We start from the raw sequence: 23,401 nt of genomic DNA on the forward strand, positions 1-23,401 counted from the left end.
AAAAAAGTTACTGACGGATTTGTCAGTAACTTTTTTATTCACTTTTAATCAAAGACACGATCAAAAATAGCGTCAACACGAGTCAAATGATAGTTATAGTCAAATGCTGCTTCAATATCTTCATCAGTCAGATACTCACGAATTTGTGCATTAGATTCAACCAGTGGACGGAACATGACTTGCTCATCCCAAGATTTGGCAGTCAAAGGCTGCACCAAATCGTAGGCAGCTTCACGAGTCATGCCCTTTTCAATCAAGAGGAGCATAACGTGTTGGCTATAAATTAGACCAAATGTGGCATCCATATTGCGTTTCATATTTTCTGGAAAAACTGTCAGGTTTTTGACAATATTACCAAAACGGTTGAGCATATAGTCCAAAAGCTCCGTTGTGTCTGGCGCAATAATGCGTTCAGCAGAACTGTGTGAAATGTCGCGCTCATGCCAAAGGCTAACGTCCTCAAGTGCTGTAAGCGCGTGTCCACGAATCACGCGCGCAAGACCTGTCATGTTTTCAGAGCCAATTGGATTACGTTTGTGGGGCATAGCTGAGCTACCTTTTTGTCCTTTGGCGAAAAATTCTTCCACTTCACGTTGCTCAGATTTTTGCAGACCACGGATTTCAGTGGCCATGCGCTCAATTGATGTCGCAATCAAAGCCAGCGCTTGGAAGTATTCAGCGTGCAAGTCACGTGGTAGAACTTGAGTTGAAATTTCTTGTGCACGCGTACCTAATTTTTCACAAACATAACTTTCCACAAATGGTGGGATATTGGCAAATGTACCCACGGCACCAGAAATTTTACCTGCTTCAACAGCCTTGGCTGCGTGCTCAAAACGCTCGATATTGCGCTTCATTTCGCTGTACCAAGTCGCCAATTTTAAGCCAAAAGTGGTTGGTTCGGCATGGACACCATGGGTTCTTCCCATCATGACCGTGTATTTGTGCTCCAAAGCTTTATTTTTCACAATCTCCGCAAAATTTTGTAAATCTTGTCGCAAAATGTCATTGGCCTGCTTATAGAGGTAACCATAAGCTGTATCGACCACATCCGTTGAAGTCAAACCATAGTGCACCCATTTGCGTTCTTCGCCTAAAGTTTCAGATACGGCGCGTGTGAAAGCAACCACGTCGTGACGCGTTTCTTTTTCAATTTCCAAAATGCGTGCCACATCAAAGCTCGCATTTTCACGAATTTTTACCACATCTGCTGCTGGAATTTCTCCAAGTTCTGCCCAGGCTTCATCTGCAAGAATTTCGACTTCAAGCCATGCTTTGAATTTATTTTCTTCTGACCAAATTTTCGCCATTTCTGGACGTGAGTAACGACTGATAACCACTTTTTGCTCCTTTTTTGCTGACGAATGCCTTAAAAGTTTTCGTCAGTATTTTCTCTCGTTTTCTATTATAACATTTTCACTGACGGAAGGTTTGGAGATTTCCGTCAGCATTTTTGAAAGTAAAAAAATTATCCGTCAAAACCGAACAATGCACTTTTATCATTTCATTCATCTAAATCATTTTCTAAAAGATTTAAAATTTTCTCGGTGTCTTTTAGAGAAATTTGCCCTGGGGCACTTGACTTTTCTAGACTTGCAAATGTCCAACAAGAGCCTGTCAAATAGCCTGAAATTCGCGAAATTCTTCCCAAATCTCCCATAGCCATCGTGATAAAATGCTCACCATACTCAAGCGTCATATCTCGCGTAATTTGTAATAAATCAAGTACATCACACTCTCGCTCCGGCATGACGGCAACTTTTACAAAAGCGGTCTGCTCTTTATCCATTTTGATCAGACGCTCGGTCAAATCTGTCGGTATCTCATCGAAATTATGGTAAGAGAGGACAATTTTATCGCGAAATTCTCGTAGAGCGGCAAAAGTAGAGCCATGTGTAAAGTATTCAATATCAATGAAATCAGGCTGATAAGTCAAAATTTCTTGCAAAATCTGCAGATATTTCTTCTCTGAAACTTGAATATTTCCACCCTCTCGCACAGTTCGCAAAGTAAATAAGATCTTAAAGTCCTTAAATTTTTCAAAGAATTTCGGTGCTAAACTAAGAATTTCATCAGCCGCCAAGAAATCAGCACGCCATTCAATAATATCTGCCCCTCCATAATCACTGACAGAAACTTTATCAAGCATTGTTAAATCCGTCAGCATTATTGGAACAACAATTTTAGTTTTTCTCATCAAATTCTCCTCTCTTTTTCATAAAAGCTTTCCCTTATTCTAGCATATTTATCGAAAGAAAGACAAAAGAAAGCGAAAAAAGCCCCTTTAACATAGCCTACTAATTGTTATTTGAAATATCCTTTGCTTTCATTTTTTCTAATTCTCTTTTTATTCGCTTTGCCTTAGACCTTTTCCCAGCTTCATATCTTGCTAAAAGGAAAATAAAAATCAACAAAGGCATCGTAATATCTCGAAAATTAAAGCCTAAAACCCCTTTAAACAAAAAGACCCCTACAAGACCTAAAAAGCACAGAGGAAGGATAGCCCCCAGATACTTATTACCAATATAGCCACAAAGGGTTTGCAAAATTATAGCGACTACTATGACGATAACGATAACAACTTCTGCTAAATTACTCATCAATACTCTCCCGATATTTTCTAATAATTTCCTTGGCAACATCTAAAGCTAACTTATCGTCAATCACCATTTGCATGATGTTGATTTCAAAAGAATCTTTATTATGATCGATTAGTCTTATTTTTTCGATAATTTTGTCAACCCTAACCCTCACTGTGGGATAACTCACCTCATACTCTCTCGCTAATTCCTTCAATGAACCCGATGCGAGTATAAATCGTTTCACAAATTCTTGCTCTTCTGTTGCCAAATTAAAAAACCAATCCACAGCGCTCTCCTTTAACTTTATTTATCAAATATTAACATTATTAAAGTAAAAAATCAAATAAAATTAAATATATCTATATTGTAGCCAAAATAAAGACCTGAACTAAAAATCAGCACCTAGTGGATTTTTAGTAATAAAAAAAGTGACCGATAAATCAGTCACTCTACTGGAAATTTCTAACTGGGATAGCTGGATTCGAACCAACGCATGAGGGAGTCAAAGTCCCTTGCCTTACCGCTTGGCTATATCCCATTATTTTGTCATTCATTATTTATTCACAACAAGAAACATTCTATCAAAAATTATTCTAAATTTCAAGGAAAAACTCATTTCCACCCAAAAAATAAGACCAAAAATTGATCTTATTTCCCTTTTAAATCGATAGATTATAGGCTTTAATCGCTTCTTCCAAGGCAATCTCGAAAGTCCGCACCACAGCGACCTCTTTTCCAGAACTTATTACCACAAAAGTTCCAGCCTCTTCCTTAATTTCTGCAATAATTTTCTTGCCACTTTTAATCACTGCACCTGTTGCTGTATCGACAATCTCAAGCTCTGTATCTTTTTTCTTCGACATCACAACCTCCTTTTTCATTGAAAATTAACTTACTCAATCATAGCATTTTACAACGCTTTTGTCACGCAAAGCTTTGCTTGTTTTTAATAAAAAATAGCCAATGCAGAGCTGCTTGGCCATTTTTAAAATTTTCGTGCTCCGTCCGTAAACTCAGTCATGAGTATCTATCAGATTCACCAAACTAACCCTGTTGAAAAATGTTGAACTATTGCTACTTTCCAATGCTGTTGTTTTTTGAATCGGTTCTACCAAAACATCTGCTGTCTTGCTCTCGCTTGCCAAGTTTGCTTGATCTGAACCCTTAGCAATCTCAGAAAGTTCTGGATTGTACCAACTTTTATCTGTCAAGGCAATTGTTGTTGATTCTGCATGACGAATACTAAAGTTTACAATGGATACGAAAACAATCAGGCAAGCTGTGAAAATGATTCGCTTTAACTTTTTCATAATCTTCCTCCCTTTTTGTAGCACCAGCTTGAAAGCTACTAATTATCTCTTTTTCAAACCAAATTATTTAATTTTAAAAATACTTTTATTTATAAACCCTTTATTATTAGTTTACACCTTTTTTAGAATCAAAAATCGCTCGTTTCTAAAAAGAAACTTCAAATTTTAGAGTTTCGAAAAAAGAACTTTTGTAATTATTCGCAACTTCTCATAATTCTTTTGTATTTTATTAAATTCATGATATAATCATAAAAAACAAATACTTAGGTAAGGAGACCTCTATTTGCCTTATAAAAAATACGGAGAAACTTTTCGCCGCATACGAGAACAAAAGCGCCTTGCTTTGTCCTCTTTTGTATCTATTGGTATTTCAAAAGGAACTTTGTCTAAATTTGAACGGGGAGAATCCATGATGAGTTTTGACAAAGTCGTCTTTGCTTTGCAATATATGGGAATTACCCTTGAAGAATTTGAACATTTTTTGAATGGTTATTCGCTCAGTGAATCAGCCCAACTCTTAGAAGAACTAAAAAGAGCCACGATTACTCAAGATAAGGAAATGCTTTTTGAACTCTCAGAAGCTGCTGAACGCGAAGGTTTTCATTTTATTGCCCTGTCTGCCAAATGTTCCTATACGAGCCTTAGCCCTAATGAAATCGATGATATTACCGACTACCTTTACGAAGTAACTGTCTGGAGTTACAAAGCACTTTGCATCTTCTATTATACCATGCACGCTTTAGCTACTCGAGATATTTTACACATTCTTGATTTCTTTTTAGCCAAAGGACACGAATTATTTAATTCTGAGAAACATCGAAATTATCTCGTACAAGTTTGTTGTCGCGCCATTTGCATTCTTTCTTGTCGTAAACAAAAAGAATCCGCCGAATATATCTTGCAACGACTTGACACATATAAATTGGTCAATAGTATGTTTCTACGTAATCTTCATAGCATCACTGAGGGCTTTTGGATTTATTGCTTTGAAGATAAACTCAAGGGTGACACGCAAATGCTCAAAGCTCTTGATGTTTTCTACGCCGTCAGTACTCCAGAAATCGCTAAATATTATCAATGTCAGTACGACTACTACGTCAAAGATGTTCCGCATCAGCCTCTACACTGCTGGTAATAAAAAAACTCAAATCATAGGAATTTATTTCATGATTTGAGTTTTTTTATTTAAACGGCTTATGACAACTCAGCAATGATTGATTTAAGTTGTGTTTTTGTTTGTACACCGACGATGCGTTTCACTTCTTCACCGTCTTTTTTGAACAATAATGTTGGAATTGACATGATGCCAAAAGCTTGAGCTGTTGCTGGATTTTCATCCACATCCATTTTACAGATTTTGAGTTCTGACTCATCCAATTCTTCTGAAAGTTGCTCTAAAATTGGAGCTTGCATCCGACATGGACCACACCAAGTTGCCCAGAAATCGACCAAAACAAGCCCTTCTTTTGTTTCTTCTTCAAATGTTGCATCTGTAATATTATATTCCATTTTTTCTCCTTATTCGAAAGTTTTTTCTTCAGTAAGACTATTTTAGTGTAATTTGCTCAGAAATTCAAGGATACTGACTTTTTTTACAAGTTGCTATTTCAAAATAGCAATCGTAGCCCCTGAGCCACCAGCATTAATCGGTGCATACTCATAAGATTTAATGTGGCGATGGTTTTGAAGACGTTTTTGAACCATTTCACGAATCACACCCGTCCCAATCCCATGAACAATAGTAATTTGAATCAGGTTAGCCAAGAGCGCTTGGTCAATATAATTATCCAATTCAAGCTCTGCTTCCTCATAACGCATTCCTCGCAAATCAAGCTGGGCTTTGACTTTTGAAGTAACTTTTTTACCAATATTTTTGCTTTTAGCCTGTTTTTGTTCTTCCGTTTCAATCACTTCAAACTGATCTTCGGAAAGTTTGGTGGTTATTACACCCATTTGAACCGTCCAACGGCCATCTTTTTCTAAGCGAATGAGTTTTCCTCTTTGACCATAAGAAATCACATTGACCTCAGCGCCTTGTTTCAAGCCCCGCTGAGCTTTCGCTTTTTTGAGTACTTTATTTTTGCTAAAGTCAATCGTTGGAGCTAAGGCTTCAAGTTCAGCTCTCGCGGCAATGATTTCATGTGGTTTGAGTGCTGCTTTTTCATTGAGATTTTTCAAGATTTCTTGAGCTTCAAGACTGGCTTTTTTGACTACTTCTTGAGCTGCCGCTTGGGCTTTGGCTAATTCAAGTTCACGTTCACGATTGATTTGATTGTAAACTTTGGTTAAATCTTTATGTAGTGCAAGATTTTCCCGTTCAATTTTCTTGATATTACGAGAGCTTGCAATTACTTCACGTGTTTTTTCTTCTAATTTTTCAATCATCTGATTGACATCGTGTTCACTATCTGAGATTTGTTGGCTAGCAAATGTGATAATATTTTCTGGCAAACCTAAACGACGTGAGATTTCAAGCGCATTTGAGCGGCCCGGTACCCCTAGTTGCAAATGATAGGTGGGTTGCATCTTATCAATATCAAATTCCATACTAGCATTGATAACTTGTGGGGTTTCAACACCATAAGCTTTTAGTTCTGGATAATGCGTGCTTGCCATTGTTTTGATTTTTTGCTCGCGAAGCTTCTCTAAAATGGCAATCGCTAGAGCTGCGCCTTCTTTAGGATCTGTTCCCGCACCAAGTTCGTCAAAGAGAACCAAACTGTTTTCAGTTGCTTCTTCTAAAATATGAACAATATTAGTCATGTGGCTTGAAAAAGTTGAAAGACTTTGTTCAATCGATTGCTCATCTCCAATATCTGCAAATATCTCACTGAATAAATGAATACGACTCCCATCAGCAGCTAAAATTGGTAAGCCTGATTGGGCAAGTGCACTCAATAAGCCAACTGTTTTTAGCGTGATTGTTTTCCCACCCGTGTTAGGACCAGTAATTACAATACTATTTAACTCTGCATCAAATTTAATATCATTAGCAACTACAACTTTGGGATCAATCAATGGGTGACGAGCTGCAAATAAGAGAATATCTTTATCAGTTGCTAACTCAGGAAGGGTTGCTTTATTAGCAACTAAGTAGAGATATTTTGCTCGAATAAAGTCAATATGACCAATTAACCACGCATTTTGACGGATATCAGCGGTATAAGCTTTTAAGTCCGCAGAGAGTTCTCGATAAATTCGTGAAATTTCTTGGCGCTCTTCAATACGTTTTTGATTAAGTTTGTTATGAAGGGCAACAACGGCATGAGGTTCAATGTAGAGAGTTTGACCAGAAGCCGACATATCATGCACAACACCAGCAATTTTATTTTTATTTTCAGCTTTGACTGGTAACACTTGCCGTTCATTTCGAATCGTAATCACGTTCTCGGAGAGTGATGATAGATTTTTCGTCAGCATTTCCTGCATGATTTTACGGATTTCAGACTGATGATTTTTGATTGAAACTCGTAGGTGCATGAGTTCAAGGCTAGCATTATCGTAAAGGCTGCCTACGTTATCAAAAATTTCTAATTTTTTGATAAGAGCAGTTAAGTCGGTCAATTTCGCGAGGGTCAAATCAAGAGCGGGTGTAGTCACATTCTCGGCTTCAGCGAAATAGCGACTAATATTGATAGCAATTTGAATTACTTTTCTAATTTCCACAAATTCTTTGCCGTTAAGGCTAGCATCAAGTTCTAAACGACGTAGAATTTCGGACAAGTCACTGGTCTTCCCTAATTGAAGGAGACCATTTTCTTGAGTTAACAGACGAAAATCAGCAACTTCGTCAAAGAGGAGTTGGATCTTTTCTTGATCTGTGAGGGGAGTAAGGTCGGTCAATTCTTTTTGACCTTGCGCTGTTGTCAAGGCAGGTAAAAATTGTTCCTTGACTTTGTCATATTCTAATATTTTGAGAATTTTTTTATTCATTTTTATAGTTTTTCAGATTATATAAATTTTGAGGAGCTTTTTTAAGCAAGCGGATTGATATGGATAATGTTTTCAATCAATAAATCTTGTAAAAAGCTTGAAGAAATAGGAGTGTGCAAGACCATTAAACGAGTCAAAAAGCTGGCGTCAAGATGATTTTGGACAGTAGCTATTGGGACTAAACTTAATGTGATGAGAACAATCTGTAATGCGAAATAAGTGGCACAAATTCCCAATAATCCTGCAACTATTTTCCCTGTTTTTCCTAGAGGGGTAGTTTTGAATTTTAAGAAAATCCCAACGAGTCGAACAATCAGGTAAACGAAAGTAAAAATCAGCAGAAAAGCAACGCCAGCATAAAATGCTTCGTCCAATTGAAAGAGAAGTTTATCGCTGAAAAGTAAGAGATGGGCACCTTCTGTGGCACTTGAAAAGGGAACCCAAATGCTTATTTGTTGAGCTAAATCTTTATAGTTACTTGCAGCAATCAAAATGGAAACGAGTGTTCCCAGCGTGTAAAAGCCTTGAAGAATCAATCCTCGTGCGTAACCTACCATAAATGCCCAGACTAAAGCGGCTAAGATAATCAAATTTAATATCATAAATAATTCCTAATTTGTTTTTTAGCACATCTTTCTAGCGAAAATGTGCATTTCTCTCTCTATTATAGCTTATTTCTTCAAAAAAACGTACCCCTCTTGTATCGAAGTACGTCTTTCTTTTAAAAAATAGAGGAGGAATGTCCTTTTCTGATGTTATGATCAAAATTTAATTTTCTAGTCATATCGTTTATGGCAAGCACGGCCTCACCAAAACCAACAGACATAAGTGGAACTTTTCCTTCATAGTCACTGGCGTCTCCTGTCACGTAAAGCCCTTCTATATTAGAATGCATTTGTCGATTTGCTGTAATTCGTCCGTTACGCGTGACCTCAAGGCCTTCAATCAACTCCATCTGATTTGTCAAAAAACCATAATTGACAAGGATTTTGTCTACTGGTAACTCTGTAAATAAGTCCGATTTAACTTTTTGAAGCTGAACGCCCTTTTCTGTAAATTCTGAAAGAGTATAAGGTGTATGCAAGTGAATGGATGATTCTTCTAAGCGTTTCACCGTATGTTCATGGGCACGAAAACTAGTTCTGCGATGAATCAGATGCACCTCTGATGCGACTTTTTCAAGCATCAATGCCCAGTCTAGCGCTGAGTCTCCTCCTCCAAAGACGGCGACTTTCTCTCCCTTAAAGGCTTGTAAGGAAGTGATAAAGTAAGAAAGTTTACCAGAAATCTCTAAAGCTTCCTCGCCAGTCACTCCTAATTTACGTGGCGTTAATAAGCCGGCGCCTGTGGTTAAAAGGACTGCTTTTGCTTTTCTGAGTGCTTGGTCAGTCGTGACGCTAAAACCAGTGCTTGTTTTTTCTATTTTTTGAACGGATTCTCCCAGAAAAAGGCGATGAGGGATTTGCGCCAGCTGTTCCAAAAGATTGCGGGTCAAATCAGCTCCAGTGACTGCTGGTAAGCCTGCAATATCATAAATTAATTTTTCGGGATAAAGATTTTGCGGCTGTCCTCCCGCTACTTCTGCTGATTCGATCATTGCCACAGATAGGCCCCGCATTCCTGCATAAAAGGCTGCGTAAAGTCCTACTGGACCTGCACCAACAATTATTAAATCAATCTCTTGCATTTTAATCTCCTTGAGTAAATTCGGAGAGTCCCCCCCAAACTAATTTTTTATCGTCCTTCTATTATCACGACTTTTACTCGAAATGTCAAATACTTTTTACTTTGTTGGTGAATATTGTTTAGTTCTGCTGTCCTAGCGTTCTGTCCCTTCCTTAGAGCCGCGTGGAAAAACACTGATTTCAAAATAAGTTACTGTTACGAAGATAAAAAATCATTCAAGAGATTCAACTCTTGAATGATTTTTTCTTATTTTGTAGAGTGACGAGTGATGATTTCGTGATCCAAAATCAATTGAGTTTCTTCAATCTCTTCTTTGAGCATCAATTTTGTCAAAAGACGCATTGATACTGCCCCTAAATCATACAAGGGTTGGTTAACTGAAGTCATTGTTGGGTAAGTGTATTCTGTGATTGGTGAATTTGCACCAGCGATGATTTCAAAGTCTTCTGGAATTTTGATGCCTTTTTCCATGAGGGCTGACAAAAGACCAACTGCAGCTGTATCGTGGGCAACGACAGCACCTGTTACACCTTTAGCAAGCAAGCGTTCTGCTAAGTCTTTGCCTTGGTTGTAGCTGTAATTGCCTTCAAAAACGAGTTCTTCATCAAAGCCAAGGTTAGCTTCAATCAAAGCTTCTTGGTAACCTACCATGCGCTCGATATTTTCAGCATCTTTGAGCGAACCCATAACATAGGCAATTTTTTTGTTTCCGCTTTTGGCTAATTTGGCTGTAGCTTGGTAAGCTGACAAATGGTAATCAATATTGACTGATGGGATTTCTTTGTCTCCGTCAATTGTTCCCACCAAAACGACTGGTGTGCGAGCGTTTTTGAGAGATGTCCGAATTTTTTCATCTAAAGATGATCCCATGTAAACAATTCCGTCGACTTGTTTTGAAAGGAAAGTTTCAAGGACTTTTTCTTCTTTTTCAACATCATTATCGCTGTTAGCTAAAATCATGTTATATTTGTACATGGAAGCGACATCATCAACTCCGCGAGTGATGGCTGCGAAGTAAGTTGATGTGATGGTTGGCAAGATTACTCCAACTGTTGTTGTACGTTTGCTTGCTAGTCCACGAGCGACCGCATTAGGGCGATAATCAAGTTCGGCAATTGCGTCCAAAACCTTTTGGCGCGTCTTTTCTTTGACATTCGCATTTCCGTTTACAACACGGCTAACTGTTGCCATTGACACTCCGGCGACACGTGCCACGTCGTAAATTGTTGTTGTAGATTCTACCATATTTTTGGCTGACCTCTTTCTTAGTTTTTGTCCATTGGATTTATGAAAACCATTTTCATTTTTAAATTATATCATGAACTGTAAACCTTTTCAACCATAAAATGTGCGATTGGACGTGATTTTTTAAGAAAATTAGCGTAAAATAGGGGTAAGACGCTTTTTATCATCAATTTTTTATAAAAAGTGAGTTTATTTATCATTTGGAGGAACTACTTTGAGCAAACTTGAACGTATTTCGGCTTTCTTAAACGAGAATGATGTCGATATGACTTTTATCACCAACCCAACGACACTTAATTATTTAACAGGGTTAGCAATTGATCCTCATGAACGAATCGCAGGTTTGATGATTTTCCGTGATCGCACACCAATGCTCTTTACGCCTGCTTTGGAAGTGGCTAAAGCGACGGAAGAAACGACTGGTTTTGATATTTTTGGTTATGAGGATGCTCAAAATCCTTGGGAAGTGATTAAAAATCGGGTCAATACCGACTTAAAAGCGATTGCTGTGGAATTTTCTGATATTCCTTTGTCTAAAACTGAAGGGTTAAAGGCACAGTTTGGCGCTGTTAATTTTGTCAATTTGACGCCTTTGATTGAGCAGATGCGCTTGATTAAATCTGCCGATGAGATTGAAAAAATGAAAATCGCTGGCGATTTTGCAGATAAGTGCTTTGAAATTGGCTTTGCCACAGCGGCTAAGCGTGATGGTGTGACTGAGTCTGACATTGTGGCTAAAATCGAGTACGAAATGAAGCGAATGGGTGTATCCCAAATGTCGTTTGACACGATTGTTTTGTCGGGCGCACGTGCAGCAAACCCACACGGTGGGCCAGAAAATGTGGCGATTCAAGAAAATAAATTGTTGCTTTTTGACTTGGGTGTGATGAGCGGTGGTTATGCTTCTGATGCGACACGGACGATTGCTATTGGTCAGCCAAATGATTTTGATGCTGAGATCCACAAGATTGTCAAAGAGGCGCAAGCCGCGGCGATGGACTTTATCAAGCCTGGCGTGACGGCTCACGAGGTTGATGCTGTTGCTCGGGATTTGATTACCAAAGCTGGCTATGGTGAATATTTCAACCACCGTCTTGGACACGGAATTGGGATGGACGTGCATGAGTATCCGTCTATTGTCGGTGGAAATGACTTGGTGATTCAAGAGGGAATGTGTTTCTCTAATGAACCGGGCATTTACATTCCTGGAAAAGTGGGAGTACGGATTGAAGATTGTCTCTATGTAACTGAAAATGGTTGTGAATCTTTTACTCATACGAACCATGACTTGATGATTTTCTAATTTTATAAGTAAAAAAACTTTCGTCAGTAAAAGCGGAAGTTTTTTTGTAGAGATTTTACTGACGTAACTTAAAAAAAAATTTTCGTCAGTAGAAAAAATGCTGACGAAAAAAATAATCATCGCTGGATGATTATTTTTTTATTTTTAATAGTCTAAATCGTCTGCGTGACCAGCTCCATTTCCGACAAAATAGCCTGTTTTGGCGTTAATCGAAAGGAGGTAGCTACCGTCTGGTGCATAAAGGTTATAATAACCACTGACGATGCCGGCTGGGAAGCCTTGGGTGCCATTCGTTGTGTGAATGGCAGCAGGTTGTAAAATGTAGGCATTGCCTGTGATATAGTCGCGTGCGCGACATTTTTCAAGCACCATGTTTAAAATTCCCTCACCCCAAGTAAAGGCGGGGTCGTTGGCGTTGAGGCCAGCTTGGACTTGAACGCGTGCATTTGCACTGTCAAGCGTTACGCCGTTCACACTTGTTGCTCCTGCTTGCGTGGTCGTTCCTGCATTTGCACTCGCATTCTGAGTTGATGATGATGTCGCGGGTGCTTGCGTGGTTGATGTGCTAGAACTTGTAACATTTGATGCATTTGCAGCGGCATTTGCAGCTTGTTGACTGGCTGAGGCACTGGCTTGAGCGGCGGCAGATGAACTCGCAGCACTCGCTTCAGCGCTAGCTGAGCTGGCTTTTTCACTTTGAGTTTTCGCTAAAGCAATGGCTTGCGTCAAAAGTTTGTTGAGATCTTCATTTTCTGTTTTTGGCACTTCTGGAATCTGGGCTGTGGGCAATACTTGCGCACTTGTGTCCAATTTTCCATCAGAAATCACGGATTTATCAAACAAAGCATTCACTTCTTTGATTGCAGCAATTTCTGTTTTTAAGGCTTTGGTCTGTGCCACTGGTCCCGACCAAGCAGTTGATGTTTGGTGGCTGTTGACAAGTTTTTCTAATTGAGGAAATTTGTCAAACTGACTGTTTTTGAGTGCTTTTTGTGATGAATCTGTGAAAAAGGCAGCATAATCTGTTTTGAATTTTGCTAAATCAGAGTTGTTACGCGCTGTTTGTACGGTTTTAGGCTTATTGTTGGCATTATGCTGGGCGAAACCTACGGCAGCAGCGGCAATCAAAACAAGGGCGCAAACGCCAATAATAATCGGTGTCCGTCGCTTGTTCGGCTGTTTTTTGGCTTGTCTTTCTGGCAGAGCTTGGGCGTTTGGAGCGGCTGGATTGACGGCAATTGGTGCGACAGAATTTGTTGATTCCGTTGTTTCCGCGACTTCAACTGGGTCAATTTGAGTGGAGTCAGCCTCCTCGCTTTTAGACGCTAAATCAACGGAATCAGCTGTTCTCACTGGGTCAAAATGATCTAATTTAGCTGGTGTTTCCACTGGTTCGATGGCTTTTGATTTTGCTTTATTTTCATGTTTTTCGAGCGGTTTAAATTGTTTAATCGCTGGAATGGGTTCAAAAACATCGGCAAATTCAGAAGCGTCAGTTGGCGCGTCCGCTGCTTGCTCATCTGAGCTTGGCTCGTCCAACGGCACATGGTTGGCAGAAAATACCACTGGTGCTGTCGAGCTGGCTTTTGCGGTTTCGTCAGCAGTTTTTTCTTCTGACGGAGCATCTGCTGCGGAGGGAGAATTTGCGTCAGCATTTTCTCCGGCTGACAAAATAGACTCAGCACTATCAGCAGCAGTTTCAGCAGAGGCGTCAGTAGTTTTTTCTTCTGACGGAGCATCTGCTGCAGAGGGAGAAGTTACGTCAGCATTTTCTCCGGCTGACAAAATAGACTCAGCGCTATCAGCAGCAGTTTCAGCAGGGATGTCAGTAGTTTTTTCTTCTGACGGAGCATCTGGTGAGGAGGGAGAAGTTACGTCAGTATTTTCTCCGTCTGACAAAATAGACTCAGCGTTATCAGCAGCAGTTTCAGCAGAGGCGTCAGCATTTTCTCTGGCTGAATCAGGCACTTCTGTTTTTTCATCAGAAGCCGGTGCTGAATTTTCTAGCGAATGATCAACTTCATCCGTCGCCAAATGAGTTGGCGCTGAATTTTCTTCGCTCGGTGCAGTCCCCAAACTTTGACGTTCTGACTGGATAAATTCATCCAATTTTTTACTTTTGGCTTCTTCGATTTCGCCGCGATGTTGCCGAATATATTTGTCCAAAATAGACTCATTTTCTTCGTTTTCTTTGTCAACTTGCTTTGATTTTTCAACAATCTCACCCACTGTAAGTTCTTGCAAATCTTGCAGTTTCAGGGATTTTTCACCAATTTGTTGTTTATTTTTATTGTTTTTATTTTTATTTTTATTTTTTTTTGACATTTTTCCTCCGAAAAAAGCTTCTCAAAAGTGAACGTTCACTAAAAAACGTCCCTAAAATTTCGCTGACAGCTGCCAAATACAAGAGAAAATGCTGACGAATTTAAAAATTGCTCCAAAATGTTGATTTTCCGTCAACTTATTTGATGCGTTTTCCAAAATACATATACAAATCCGTCCGTAAAGTCCCGTTGTAAAGTTTTCGCTTCTTCGTTGCTTTTGCGCCATAATGTTTCTCAAAGTTCACATCACTCGTCAAAATATATTTGCTCCAAGTTTCAAGACCACGGAAAGCTTGGCCCATCTCGCCATAAAGCGCCGCGACCGCTTCTTCGTCCTCGAGTCGCACCCCATACGGTGGGTTCGACACAAGCACGCCATCAAGTTTTTCAGTTTGAAAATCTTGCAGTCGCATTTGTTTATATTTTATCACATCTGAAAGGCCTGCCGCAAGTGCATTACGTTTGGCAATTTCTACCATGCGCCCATCAATATCAAAGCCTTGAATATCCAAGTCCAAATCTGTGCGCACTTGTTTTTGGGCTAAAGCTTTTTCATGCTTGAGAATCTCTGCATCAAACCAAGGCCAAGCCTCAAAAGCAAAATCACGTTTCATTCCTGGTGCCATATTCAACGCCAACATTGCCGCCTCAATCGTAAAGGTTCCAGAACCACACGTTGGATCCACAAAAGCACGGCGTGGATTAGCCAACCAATTGGTCAACAGCACGATACTCGCTGCCATATTTTCCTTCAAAGGTGCTTCCCCTTTTTCCGAACGATAGCCACGTTTAAACAAAGAATCACCTGTTGTATCAATCATCACCGTTGCCAAATCCTTGTGCAAAGCAATTTCAATTGAAAATTTAGGGCCGTTTTCTGGAATAGGTACACCTTCAGGTCGATGGAAAGTCGTTTGCAACTTTTTAACAATCGCTTTTTTCGTGATGCTTTGCACTGAAGGTTCATTGTGCAACGTTGATTTGACCGATTTTGCTTTGCTGACTGGAAATTGGCAGCCAAAAGGAATCAATTCTTCCCACGGCAACGCATAAACCTGCTCAAACAATTCCTCAAAAGTGCGCGCCTTAAACTCCCCAACCACGATTTTTACTCGGTCAGCAGTGCGCAACCAGAGGTTTGCTTTAGCAATGGTGGCTAAATCTCCCTCAAAAAATACCCGCGAACGATCATCAATCGCCACATCAGCAATATCCAGATTTCGCAATTCGCGTGCAACCAAGCTCTCAAGCCCAGCTGAAGCCGTAGCAAGTAATTTAAATTTTTTAATCATTTTTTTCTTTCTTTTTTATGAAATTTTCACTCAACTCGCAAAAAATTTCATCTTCATTTACAATTTAAAAAAAGCCGAGGCTAAAAGCCCCAGCCTGTGTCATACAGTTTTCTATAAGCCATGTTTTGTTCCGTTCAAATCCCAGAGGATTCTCCCTTCGATAACCATCTGTCTGCCAAAATCCTCGATTTCAGCCTCGACCACGCCTTCATTTCAGCTAGTCAAGTGCCCCGACCATAAGTTTGGGTTGCTCGCTTGAGGGGTTTACCACGTTCCATTCTTGCAGTTTCCCGCAAGACTCGTCTCTATGGCACTTTTACAGGCTACTTGCGCATATCAAAGACTTAGCGCTTTGGCCAGCCGTTAGGCATGACACTCCTACCTAGGTTTATTGTTTCACCTAGCACAAACACTGCGTGCATCTCAGCAACGCGCGAGCATGGACTTTCCTCACGATTTACAAAAAATCGCGCGATTATCCGAAAACTGTTTTTCTCTCGAAATCAAGTGAGCTGACTTTTAAACAAAAGCCTGCTCTCATCCGACAGCACTCAGTAAAATCACTGAGCGGTGTTACTTTTTATTGTTCATTATCACTGGCAATGCCATTAGGCCCAAAGACCGCTTGTTCCAAACGGTTGATTCGTTTAAGCAAATCAAAATTACTTGGATTGCGAAACTCTGTTTTAGGTTTTGATGAACGCGTTTGCGCTTGAATCAATTGGCTTGGATCAAAACGTTGCGTATCATCAAAATTAGCTTGGTTTGGCTTAGAAACTTGCATTTCCAACTCAGCGATTTTCTTTTTCAAAAATTCATTTTCTTCTTGCAAACGTAAAAGCTCAGTTTGAAAAGCCTCATAGTCAGCAATCACATCGTCAAGGAGCTCATCGACTTCTTCTTTGTCATAACCGCGCATTTTTGTCGGGAAGTCTGCTTCATAAATATCTTTAGGCGTAAATTTAAATGTTGGCATTTTTACCTCTTTATCATCATCATTATTATAAAATGTCCATTACTTATGATACCAAATTTTCAAATTTTTTTCAAGGTCAACCTAATCAAAGTGACATCAAAAAGATAAGCTTTGTCCGCTTTGCTATTTTTGATATCAAAATCGAGTTGAATCAAGTCAAGCAGACCCTTTTTCAAACTTTTCACAGACAGGCTTCGAACCAATTGATTCGCCAATTTGACAGGGTAAGGATGCATTTTTAAAACAGAAACTTGCTGGTTTTCTGCCCAGCCTTTTTCTTGGAAAAGTTTGACCTGCAGATATAAGCGATAAGAATTTGTCAAAATCGCTAAAATTTTGATTAAATCTTCCCCCTGCAAAGTCAAATCATGTACCAAATCACGTGCTTCAGCAATTTTTCCTTTAAAAATCAAATCAGTCAGCGCAAAAATGTTATCCTGCAAAGATTTTGGGACAACTTTTTCCACATCATCCACCGTCACCTCACGCCCCGAAGCGTAAGTTTCAACCAAATCAATATTTTGCTTCATTATGGAAAATCGATCATTTGATTTCTCGGCAATTCTTGTCAACACTGGCCGAGAAAGGGTCGTGCTTTGGTTAAAATACTGGATTAACTCTTGATTTTTTAAAGCTATGGCTTCCAAAAAGCTCGCTTCAGCTTTAAGTTTTTTTACAATTTTGAGCCGACTGTCTAATTTTCCATGAAGAATCAAGACCAACTGAGTCGTTTCCGAAGGAGCTTCTAAAAAATTGGCAAAGCGTTTGAGTTGCTTTTCATCCAAAACATTCTTTTTGGCCGTTGTCAGATTGACCAAATTTTCCAAAATAACCAAGCGGGAATCAGAGAAAAAAGGGAGAGATTCCAAATCTTCTAAAGCCAAGTCACTATTTCCCGCATTTAAGTCATAGTAAGCCTGACTCAAATCCGCTGGGTCAAAGTCCACAGCTGCCAAAAATTGGCGTTTTAACTCTTCAACCATGTCCTCCGCTTCGCCAAAAATAACAAGGATTTGTGGAAATCCTTGCGCTTTGAGGCGTTTAAAATCATCAAATACGGTCATTCTTCTCCTCCGATGAATTCGCCATCTGGACTGACGAGCACTTTTCTTGGCGTCGTTCCTTTAGCAGGGCCAACAATCCCTTGAGCTTCTAATTCTGCCATCAAATCTGAAGCACGATTGAAGCCAACTTTCAAAGCTCTTTGCAATTGGGCTGTTGACGCTTTTTGAGCGATAATCACCATATTTCGAGCTTCTTCATAAAGCGGATCCCCCGCCCCTGCATTATCAGCAGCGCTCCCTGTTGGTGCTTCATCAACATCACCTGGATCAAAATTAACATCGTATTGAGCTTCTGATTGGTCTTTAATAAAGTCAACGACTGCTTCAACATCGGCATCCGATAAGAAGGCACCTTGCAGACGGACAGGATGATTTTCATCAATCGGCTTAAAGAGCATATCGCCTCGTCCCAGCAATTTTTCTGCGCCGTTCGTGTCCAAAATCGTCCGTGAGTCCGTTCCTGAGGAAACGGCAAAGGCAATTCGTGAGGGAACATTGGCTTTAATCAAGCCTGAAATCACGTCTACTGATGGTCTTTGAGTCGCTAGAATCATGTGAATCCCAGCAGCACGCGCTTTTTGACCCAAACGAATAATGGCATCTTCGACTTCTTTGCTCGCTACCATCATCAAGTCGGCAAGCTCATCAACGATGACCACAATCAGTGGCAATTCAATCATTTTGTTTTCTGATTCACTGTTGAATTTGCGGACTTTTTCATTGTATCCTGCGATATTTCGCACGCCATAATGGCTGAAACTTTCATAGCGTTTTTCCATCTCATCAACGACTTTTTGTAAAGCACGAGAAGCCTTGCGTGGGTTGGTTTCTACAGGAATAAGGAGGTGAGGAATGTCATTATAAACAGATAATTCGACCATTTTGGGGTCAACCATGAGAAATTTGACTTGGCTTGGTAAAGCTTTCATCAAAATGGAGGTAATAATACCATTGACCGCGACAGATTTCCCTGATCCTGTTGATCCGGCAATCAATAAATGGGGCATTCTGGTTAAGTCAAAGGTTCGGATTTCACCATCCAAAGATTTGCCCAATGGAATTTCCAAAAAGTTGGCGGGGTTAGTTTTGCCGCCTTCCCACATTTCACGAAAACCAACGGTTGCGACTTCAGAGTTTGGAATTTCGACGCCAATCAGTGATTTCCCAGGAATTGGTGCTTCAATACGAATGTCTTTGGCAGCAAGGGCCAAGGCTAAGTCATCGGCTAGATTGACCACGCGGGAAACTTTTGTTCCGGTTGCAAGCTTGATCTCGTACTTGGTGATAGAGGGGCCGACAACGGCAGTTTCTACATTGGCAGTGATTCCAAAGGATTCAAAGGTTGCTCGGAGAATTTCAATATTTTTCTGAACGGTCTTGCGCTCACCAGATTGATTTTTAACTGGAACTTCAGCTAAAAGTTGAATATTGGGCAATTTGTAATTGCTAAGCGGAGCGCTTGGTGCAAAATTAACAAGGGGTTCTTCAATAAATTCTGGCTCGTCAGGCAACTCTTGTGGATTGTACTCGGGAATGTTGATTGGGATATCTGGCGCTGAGGTGAACAAGGATTCGTCAAAAGCTTCTGACTCTGGGGCTTGGGTAGGCATTTGAATTTGAGCTTGGGCTGTGTCTTTTTCCAATTGCTCCAGAGCTTGGGCTGCTTTTTTAGCTTCTCTGCGCGCTTTGCGTTCAGCGCGCTTTACCTTGCTTGTCGCCAAAAATTGTTTCAGTTTTTCCCAGATTTTTGGGAAAAAGCTTGGCATCAAAAAGTAAAGACCTAAAAGCCCTAAAAGACTGGCAATGAGATAAACGCCAACGATTGAAAAAAGGGCTTTTGCTGGCTCAGTGAGGGCCGCACCCAAGACGCCCGATCCTGCAAAATAAAGCACGCGTCCAGAAAAGAGTTCCGTCCAAACCAGCTGGAATGTCGCAGTCAAATCTTTGCCAAGTCTAATCTGAAAAAACAGCATCAGAGCCAAAAATATCAGGACTTCAGCAAGAATAATTCGCTTATTTTCTTTTAAAAATCGCTTACGAAAAGTAGAAAGCACCATCATAAAGGCTAAAAGAATCAGAAAAATAATGGCCAGCGAGCCAACAAATAGGCGTACAATATTGTATAAGCTAACGCCAACAATTCCTAAGCGAGCAAGGGCAAAAATAATCAGCAAAAGTCCCACAAACAAGCTGATGAGTTTGCGGTTTGCTGCTTTTTTCTGAAGTTCTTTTTTGGTGTTTCTTCTGGTTGTTTTTTTCTTAGCAGGCATCGTTCTTTCACTTCTTTTTTACTTATTTTGTCATTTTTAAAATCCGTCAGCATTTTCTCTGATGAAATTTATTTACGTCAGCATTTTCTCTGATCATCTGACGTACGAGGAATTCTATTTACAATTATAGCATATTTTTGATACAATATTTTTATGGAAAATATCAATGATTATAAGGCTTTAGCCTTCTTCGACTTGGACGGGACTTTACTCAACGCCCAAAGCCAACTGGATCAGGAAGTGATTGATGGGCTTTCACGGATTCGTGAAAATGGCGTTTTACCTTTTATTGCAACGGGGCGCGGCCATTTTGAATTGGACGGCATCATGAAGGCAACGGGAATCGACGGGGCCGTGGCAATGAATGGCCAATACATCATCTTGGATGGGGAAACCATTTACAAAGAAGAAATTCCAACACAAAGTGTGAAAAAATTAGTGGATGCGGCAAAACCGCACGCAGAAGCCTTGTCTTTTTATGACAGCAAGGGCTACTGGGTCAACGAATTGACGGACTTTGCTAAAAAAGCATATGCTTACACCCATATGCCTCTCCCTCATGTTGATGCCCAACGCTATTTGGCCCAAGAAGTCAATATGCTCCTTGTGTTGACCAATCAGCTCAGTCAGGTGGAGTATTACAAAGAAGCTGTGCCTGAACTGAATTTCTTCATGAACTCTCCAAGTTCTATTGATGTGACCAACCGCCAGACGAACAAAGGCACAGGAATCTCTCAGGTGAAAAATTTACTCGGTTTTTCTGGTGAAACCTTTGCTTTTGGCGATGGACGCAATGATTTAGATCTCTTTAAGGCCGCTGACCACCGCACTGCAATGGGCAATGCCGTTCCTGAATTAAAAGAACTTGCTGATTTCATTTCCACTGAAAATACCAATCACGGCATCATCAACGCCTTCAACCACTGGGGTATCTTATAATTGCCCTCAAAACGAAAAATTACTGACGAAAAGTTCAGTAATTTTTTTTATCAGTTTCCAGATTTTCCTGCCGCCCAAAAACATAAGCAAGCACAAAGCAAACCGCCAAAGGCAAGGTCATCACTAGCCCGGCGCCATTAAACATCGAAGCCAAGCCATAAAAAATCCCCAAAACCAGCAGATAAATGCGCCCAAATTTCCCCTTGTCCCAGCGGGCAAAAGCCAGCCAACTCAAAACCAAAAGAACCAGCAGAATCGCCGCAGCAATCCCTAAAGCAATTCCCATCATCTCTGAAGTCACACCCATTGCCGTTACTTCTTTGACAAACTCTGCCGAATTTTTCATCAGCAAAATAATCCAAAAACTCCCTAAAGCCAACAGAACCAACAAAGTGAAAAGAAGGTTGCCAATCAGGGCAAAAATTCTTGATTTCGTCATTATTTTCTCATTTCTTCTTTAATCTTTTTTCATTATACCATTTTTTGTACAAAAAAAATCCGCCAAATCACTGACCGATTTTTTTGACTCAAAAGCCCACAAGAAAAATTGCTGACGCAACCAAGCGCAAGACCATTACAGCGTTCCGTCAGCATTTTCTCTAGCAAATGCAATGACGTCAGTAAATTCTCTATTTCAAAGCTTGCGCAGCAGTAATCAAGGCAAGTTTGTAAACATCTTCTTCGTTACAACCTCGTGAAAGGTCAGACACTGGCGCATTCAAGCCTTGCAAAATTGGGCCAATCGCTTCGAAATTTCCTAAACGTTGCGCAATTTTGTAGCCAATATTTCCTGATTGAATATCTGGGAAAATGAAGACACTAGCGTGTCCTGCAACTGTTGAATCTGGCGCTTTTTGGCGCGCAACTGCAGGGACAAAAGCCGCATCAAATTGCAATTCACCGTCCAGCTCAATCTCTGGATGTTCTGCATTAACCAGCGCTGTTGCTTCAACCACTTTTTCCACATTAGCTGACTTGCCAGAACCCTTCGTTGAGAAAGAAAGCATGGCAACTTTAGGATCAATATCAAAAAGTTTAGCCGTTTCAGCTGAAGCTACCGCAATATCGGCAAGCGTTGCTGCATCTGGCTCAATGTTAATCGCACAATCTCCAAAGATATATTTTTCATTATCATCACGTCCACGAACCATGATAAAAGCACCAGACACAGACTTCACGCCTGGTTTAGTTTTAATAATTTGCAAAGCAGGGCGAACCGTGTCAGCCGTTGAATGTACCGCACCAGAAACCATTCCGTCAGCAATTCCCATATAAACAAGCATCGTTCCAAAATAATTTGGATCCTTCAAAATTTCCCGAGCTTGTTCTTCTGTCACTTTCCCTTTACGACGCTCAATAAAAAGTTCAATCATTTTTTCAAAACGATCACAATTCATTGGATCGTAAATTTGAAAACCTTCAGGATTTATCCCGCGGGAAGTCAATGTTGCCGTAACCTCTGTGATGTTTCCGATAAAAACAGGTGTCACTAATTTATCAGCATAAAGACGGTTTGCAGCTCCTAAAATACGTGCATCCGTTCCTTCCGGGAAAACGATTTTAAGGCCTTTACCGCCAATTTTTTGTTTCAATGATTCAAAAAGTTCCATTTTGAAATAGTCCTTCTGGCCATGAGAATTCTCACAGTCATACCGTTCAATTACGGTATTCCTTTCTCCAATTGTTACGCTTCAAGTATAACATACTTTCACAAAAAAAGTAAGCATTACCATCGTTGTTTTTTATAGAGTACACCTTTACTAGCTTGCACTGCTTTTCACAAAGTTCACTAACTTTTAAAACAAAGAAAAAACCTGCCCAAGACAGATTTAATCATTCAAAATGCTCGCAATTTTAGTCGTGATAATATCCACACCCACCGTATTAGACACTCCCTCAGGAATAATCACATCAGCATAGCGCTTTGTTGGCTCGATAAATTGATGATACATCGGTTTGACCGCATCCAGATATTGAGTAATAACCGAATCCAAAGTCCGTCCACGCTCTTCAATATCCCGACGAATCCGACGGATAATCCGAACATCATCATCCGTATCCACAAAAATCTTGATGTCCATCAAATCGCGCAAACGCTCATCTTCCAACACCAAAATCCCCTCAACGATCAAAACATCCACTGGTTCTTGTCGATAAGTTTCCTGAGAGCGCGTATGCTTTGCATAATCATAAATCGGAATATCCACCGCACGCCCATGTTGTAATTCCTTAAGTTGTGCAATCAAATAATCCGTATCAAAAGCCAAAGGATGATCATAATTCGTTTTTGTTCGTTCTTCAAAAGTCAAATGTGATTGATCTTTATAGTAACTATCATGTTCGATCATAGCAATACGCTCATTAGAAAAAGTTTCCAAAATCGCATGAGAAACACTCGTTTTCCCACTTGCCGATCCACCTGTTACCCCAATTATCAATGTTTTTTTCAAAGTTCTGTACCTTCCTGAAAAATCACT

General features: G+C 40.1%; 22 protein-coding genes, 1 tRNA gene and 1 other RNA gene. 3 read left to right on the top strand and 21 right to left on the bottom strand.

All coding sequences use genetic code 11. From position 1 onward, the window contains the following. Positions 1-44: 44 nt before the first annotated feature. The 7 genes from purB to EQJ87_RS05160 all read right to left on the bottom strand — a co-directional run bounded on the left by purB (position 45) and on the right by EQJ87_RS05160 (position 3,892). Positions 45-1,310 carry an adenylosuccinate lyase gene (gene purB, locus EQJ87_RS05130; protein ID WP_458351482.1) on the bottom strand — a complete coding sequence of 422 codons (1,266 nt, stop codon included), beginning with the start codon at positions 1,308-1,310 and terminating at the stop codon, positions 45-47. A gap of 194 nt (positions 1,311-1,504) precedes the next feature. Continuing rightward, positions 1,505-2,197: a type I 3-dehydroquinate dehydratase gene (gene aroD, locus EQJ87_RS05135; RefSeq protein ID WP_130123614.1), complete on the bottom strand. Its 693-nt coding sequence runs from the start codon at positions 2,195-2,197 to the stop codon at positions 1,505-1,507. 100 nt (positions 2,198-2,297) lie between these two features. Then, entirely contained in the window at positions 2,298-2,600 is a 303-nt protein-coding gene (locus tag EQJ87_RS05140) for a hypothetical protein (RefSeq protein WP_130123615.1), read from the bottom strand. Then, positions 2,593-2,868, bottom strand: a complete 276-nt coding sequence (locus tag EQJ87_RS05145; protein ID WP_130123616.1) for a DUF2089 family protein — start codon at positions 2,866-2,868, stop codon at positions 2,593-2,595. Before EQJ87_RS05145 ends, EQJ87_RS05140 begins: the two co-directional genes overlap by 8 nt. A gap of 180 nt (positions 2,869-3,048) precedes the next feature. Beyond that, positions 3,049-3,120, bottom strand: a tRNA-Gln gene (locus EQJ87_RS05150). A gap of 121 nt (positions 3,121-3,241) precedes the next feature. Next, on the bottom strand, positions 3,242-3,445 hold the full coding sequence (locus EQJ87_RS05155) for a DUF2969 family protein (protein WP_130123617.1): 204 nt from the start codon (positions 3,443-3,445) through the stop codon (positions 3,242-3,244). A gap of 150 nt (positions 3,446-3,595) precedes the next feature. After that, positions 3,596-3,892: a hypothetical protein gene (locus EQJ87_RS05160; protein ID WP_130123618.1), complete on the bottom strand. Its 297-nt coding sequence runs from the start codon at positions 3,890-3,892 to the stop codon at positions 3,596-3,598. A 283-nt stretch (positions 3,893-4,175) separates the two neighbouring features. Between EQJ87_RS05160 and EQJ87_RS05165 the strand changes: the two genes are divergently transcribed. After that, the gene (locus tag EQJ87_RS05165; RefSeq protein WP_130123619.1) at positions 4,176-5,027 is read left to right on the top strand and encodes an Rgg/GadR/MutR family transcriptional regulator; all 852 of its coding nucleotides are present in this window, start codon (positions 4,176-4,178) and stop codon (positions 5,025-5,027) included. Between the two features lie 59 nt (positions 5,028-5,086). On the opposite strand, the gene trxA is transcribed toward EQJ87_RS05165, so the two are convergent. The 5 genes from trxA to ccpA all read right to left on the bottom strand — a co-directional run bounded on the left by trxA (position 5,087) and on the right by ccpA (position 10,756). Next, the gene (gene trxA / locus EQJ87_RS05170; protein ID WP_130123620.1) at positions 5,087-5,401 is read right to left on the bottom strand and encodes a thioredoxin; all 315 of its coding nucleotides are present in this window, start codon (positions 5,399-5,401) and stop codon (positions 5,087-5,089) included. A 93-nt stretch (positions 5,402-5,494) separates the two neighbouring features. Further along, positions 5,495-7,825 carry an endonuclease MutS2 gene (locus EQJ87_RS05175; protein WP_130123621.1) on the bottom strand — a complete coding sequence of 777 codons (2,331 nt, stop codon included), beginning with the start codon at positions 7,823-7,825 and terminating at the stop codon, positions 5,495-5,497. A 41-nt stretch (positions 7,826-7,866) separates the two neighbouring features. After that, a complete protein-coding gene (locus EQJ87_RS05180; RefSeq protein WP_130123622.1) occupies positions 7,867-8,427 on the bottom strand; it encodes a CvpA family protein in 561 nt (186 codons plus the stop codon). A 119-nt stretch (positions 8,428-8,546) separates the two neighbouring features. Then, positions 8,547-9,512 carry an NAD(P)/FAD-dependent oxidoreductase gene (locus EQJ87_RS05185; RefSeq protein ID WP_130123623.1) on the bottom strand — a complete coding sequence of 322 codons (966 nt, stop codon included), beginning with the start codon at positions 9,510-9,512 and terminating at the stop codon, positions 8,547-8,549. A gap of 245 nt (positions 9,513-9,757) precedes the next feature. Continuing rightward, positions 9,758-10,756: a catabolite control protein A gene (gene ccpA / locus EQJ87_RS05190; RefSeq protein WP_130123624.1), complete on the bottom strand. Its 999-nt coding sequence runs from the start codon at positions 10,754-10,756 to the stop codon at positions 9,758-9,760. A gap of 214 nt (positions 10,757-10,970) precedes the next feature. Between ccpA and EQJ87_RS05195 the strand changes: the two genes are divergently transcribed. Next, positions 10,971-12,059 (top strand): M24 family metallopeptidase, encoded by a 1,089-nt coding sequence (locus tag EQJ87_RS05195; RefSeq protein WP_130123625.1) that lies wholly within the window; start codon positions 10,971-10,973, stop codon positions 12,057-12,059. A 144-nt stretch (positions 12,060-12,203) separates the two neighbouring features. On the opposite strand, the gene EQJ87_RS05200 is transcribed toward EQJ87_RS05195, so the two are convergent. The 6 genes from EQJ87_RS05200 to EQJ87_RS05225 all read right to left on the bottom strand — a co-directional run bounded on the left by EQJ87_RS05200 (position 12,204) and on the right by EQJ87_RS05225 (position 19,985). After that, a complete protein-coding gene (locus EQJ87_RS05200; protein WP_130123626.1) occupies positions 12,204-14,384 on the bottom strand; it encodes a cell division site-positioning protein MapZ family protein in 2,181 nt (726 codons plus the stop codon). A gap of 136 nt (positions 14,385-14,520) precedes the next feature. Next, positions 14,521-15,675: a THUMP domain-containing class I SAM-dependent RNA methyltransferase gene (locus EQJ87_RS05205; protein WP_130123627.1), complete on the bottom strand. Its 1,155-nt coding sequence runs from the start codon at positions 15,673-15,675 to the stop codon at positions 14,521-14,523. Positions 15,676-15,784: 109 nt separating this feature from the next. Then, an RNA gene (rnpB, locus tag EQJ87_RS05210) (RNase P RNA component class B) lies at positions 15,785-16,162 on the bottom strand. 93 nt (positions 16,163-16,255) lie between these two features. Next, a complete protein-coding gene (gpsB, locus tag EQJ87_RS05215; RefSeq protein WP_130123628.1) occupies positions 16,256-16,651 on the bottom strand; it encodes a cell division regulator GpsB in 396 nt (131 codons plus the stop codon). 59 nt (positions 16,652-16,710) lie between these two features. Further along, a complete protein-coding gene (gene holA, locus EQJ87_RS05220; protein ID WP_130123629.1) occupies positions 16,711-17,715 on the bottom strand; it encodes a DNA polymerase III subunit delta in 1,005 nt (334 codons plus the stop codon). Further along, entirely contained in the window at positions 17,712-19,985 is a 2,274-nt protein-coding gene (locus EQJ87_RS05225) for a DNA translocase FtsK (protein WP_130123630.1), read from the bottom strand. The genes holA and EQJ87_RS05225 overlap by 4 nt, the downstream gene beginning before the upstream one ends. Before the next feature lie 153 nt (positions 19,986-20,138). Between EQJ87_RS05225 and EQJ87_RS05230 the strand changes: the two genes are divergently transcribed. Further along, positions 20,139-20,924: a Cof-type HAD-IIB family hydrolase gene (locus tag EQJ87_RS05230; RefSeq protein WP_130123631.1), complete on the top strand. Its 786-nt coding sequence runs from the start codon at positions 20,139-20,141 to the stop codon at positions 20,922-20,924. A gap of 34 nt (positions 20,925-20,958) precedes the next feature. On the opposite strand, the gene EQJ87_RS05235 is transcribed toward EQJ87_RS05230, so the two are convergent. From EQJ87_RS05235 to udk, 3 genes are all read right to left on the bottom strand, one after another. Then, complete coding sequence (locus tag EQJ87_RS05235) at positions 20,959-21,363, bottom strand: hypothetical protein (RefSeq protein WP_130123632.1); 405 nt, start codon at positions 21,361-21,363, stop codon at positions 20,959-20,961. 190 nt (positions 21,364-21,553) lie between these two features. Continuing rightward, a complete protein-coding gene (pta, locus tag EQJ87_RS05240; RefSeq protein WP_130123633.1) occupies positions 21,554-22,534 on the bottom strand; it encodes a phosphate acetyltransferase in 981 nt (326 codons plus the stop codon). Between the two features lie 219 nt (positions 22,535-22,753). After that, a complete protein-coding gene (gene udk / locus EQJ87_RS05245) occupies positions 22,754-23,374 on the bottom strand; it encodes a uridine kinase (RefSeq protein ID WP_130123634.1) in 621 nt (206 codons plus the stop codon). Positions 23,375-23,401 lie beyond the last annotated feature (27 nt).

The organism is Lactococcus sp. S-13 (assembly GCF_004210295.1).
Classification (GTDB): domain Bacteria; phylum Bacillota; class Bacilli; order Lactobacillales; family Streptococcaceae; genus Lactococcus.

Excerpts from the sequence above, each read along its gene's own strand:
- purB (WP_458351482.1), bottom strand. The coding sequence starts at position 1,310 with ATGGCGAAAATTTGGTCAGAAGAAAATAAATTCAAAGCATGGCTTGAA.
- aroD (WP_130123614.1), bottom strand. The coding sequence starts at position 2,197 with ATGAGAAAAACTAAAATTGTTGTTCCAATAATGCTGACGGATTTAACA.
- EQJ87_RS05140 (WP_130123615.1), bottom strand. The coding sequence starts at position 2,600 with ATGAGTAATTTAGCAGAAGTTGTTATCGTTATCGTCATAGTAGTCGCT.
- EQJ87_RS05155 (WP_130123617.1), bottom strand. The coding sequence starts at position 3,445 with ATGTCGAAGAAAAAAGATACAGAGCTTGAGATTGTCGATACAGCAACA.
- EQJ87_RS05160 (WP_130123618.1), bottom strand. The coding sequence starts at position 3,892 with ATGAAAAAGTTAAAGCGAATCATTTTCACAGCTTGCCTGATTGTTTTC.
- trxA (WP_130123620.1), bottom strand. The coding sequence starts at position 5,401 with ATGGAATATAATATTACAGATGCAACATTTGAAGAAGAAACAAAAGAA.
- EQJ87_RS05175 (WP_130123621.1), bottom strand. The coding sequence starts at position 7,825 with ATGAATAAAAAAATTCTCAAAATATTAGAATATGACAAAGTCAAGGAA.
- EQJ87_RS05180 (WP_130123622.1), bottom strand. The coding sequence starts at position 8,427 with ATGATATTAAATTTGATTATCTTAGCCGCTTTAGTCTGGGCATTTATG.
- EQJ87_RS05185 (WP_130123623.1), bottom strand. The coding sequence starts at position 9,512 with ATGCAAGAGATTGATTTAATAATTGTTGGTGCAGGTCCAGTAGGACTT.
- ccpA (WP_130123624.1), bottom strand. The coding sequence starts at position 10,756 with ATGGTAGAATCTACAACAACAATTTACGACGTGGCACGTGTCGCCGGA.
- EQJ87_RS05200 (WP_130123626.1), bottom strand. The coding sequence starts at position 14,384 with ATGTCAAAAAAAAATAAAAATAAAAATAAAAACAATAAAAATAAACAA.
- EQJ87_RS05205 (WP_130123627.1), bottom strand. The coding sequence starts at position 15,675 with ATGATTAAAAAATTTAAATTACTTGCTACGGCTTCAGCTGGGCTTGAG.
- gpsB (WP_130123628.1), bottom strand. The coding sequence starts at position 16,651 with ATGCCAACATTTAAATTTACGCCTAAAGATATTTATGAAGCAGACTTC.
- holA (WP_130123629.1), bottom strand. The coding sequence starts at position 17,715 with ATGACCGTATTTGATGATTTTAAACGCCTCAAAGCGCAAGGATTTCCA.
- EQJ87_RS05225 (WP_130123630.1), bottom strand. The coding sequence starts at position 19,985 with ATGCCTGCTAAGAAAAAAACAACCAGAAGAAACACCAAAAAAGAACTT.
- EQJ87_RS05230 (WP_130123631.1), top strand. The coding sequence starts at position 20,139 with ATGGAAAATATCAATGATTATAAGGCTTTAGCCTTCTTCGACTTGGAC.
- EQJ87_RS05235 (WP_130123632.1), bottom strand. The coding sequence starts at position 21,363 with ATGACGAAATCAAGAATTTTTGCCCTGATTGGCAACCTTCTTTTCACT.
- pta (WP_130123633.1), bottom strand. The coding sequence starts at position 22,534 with ATGGAACTTTTTGAATCATTGAAACAAAAAATTGGCGGTAAAGGCCTT.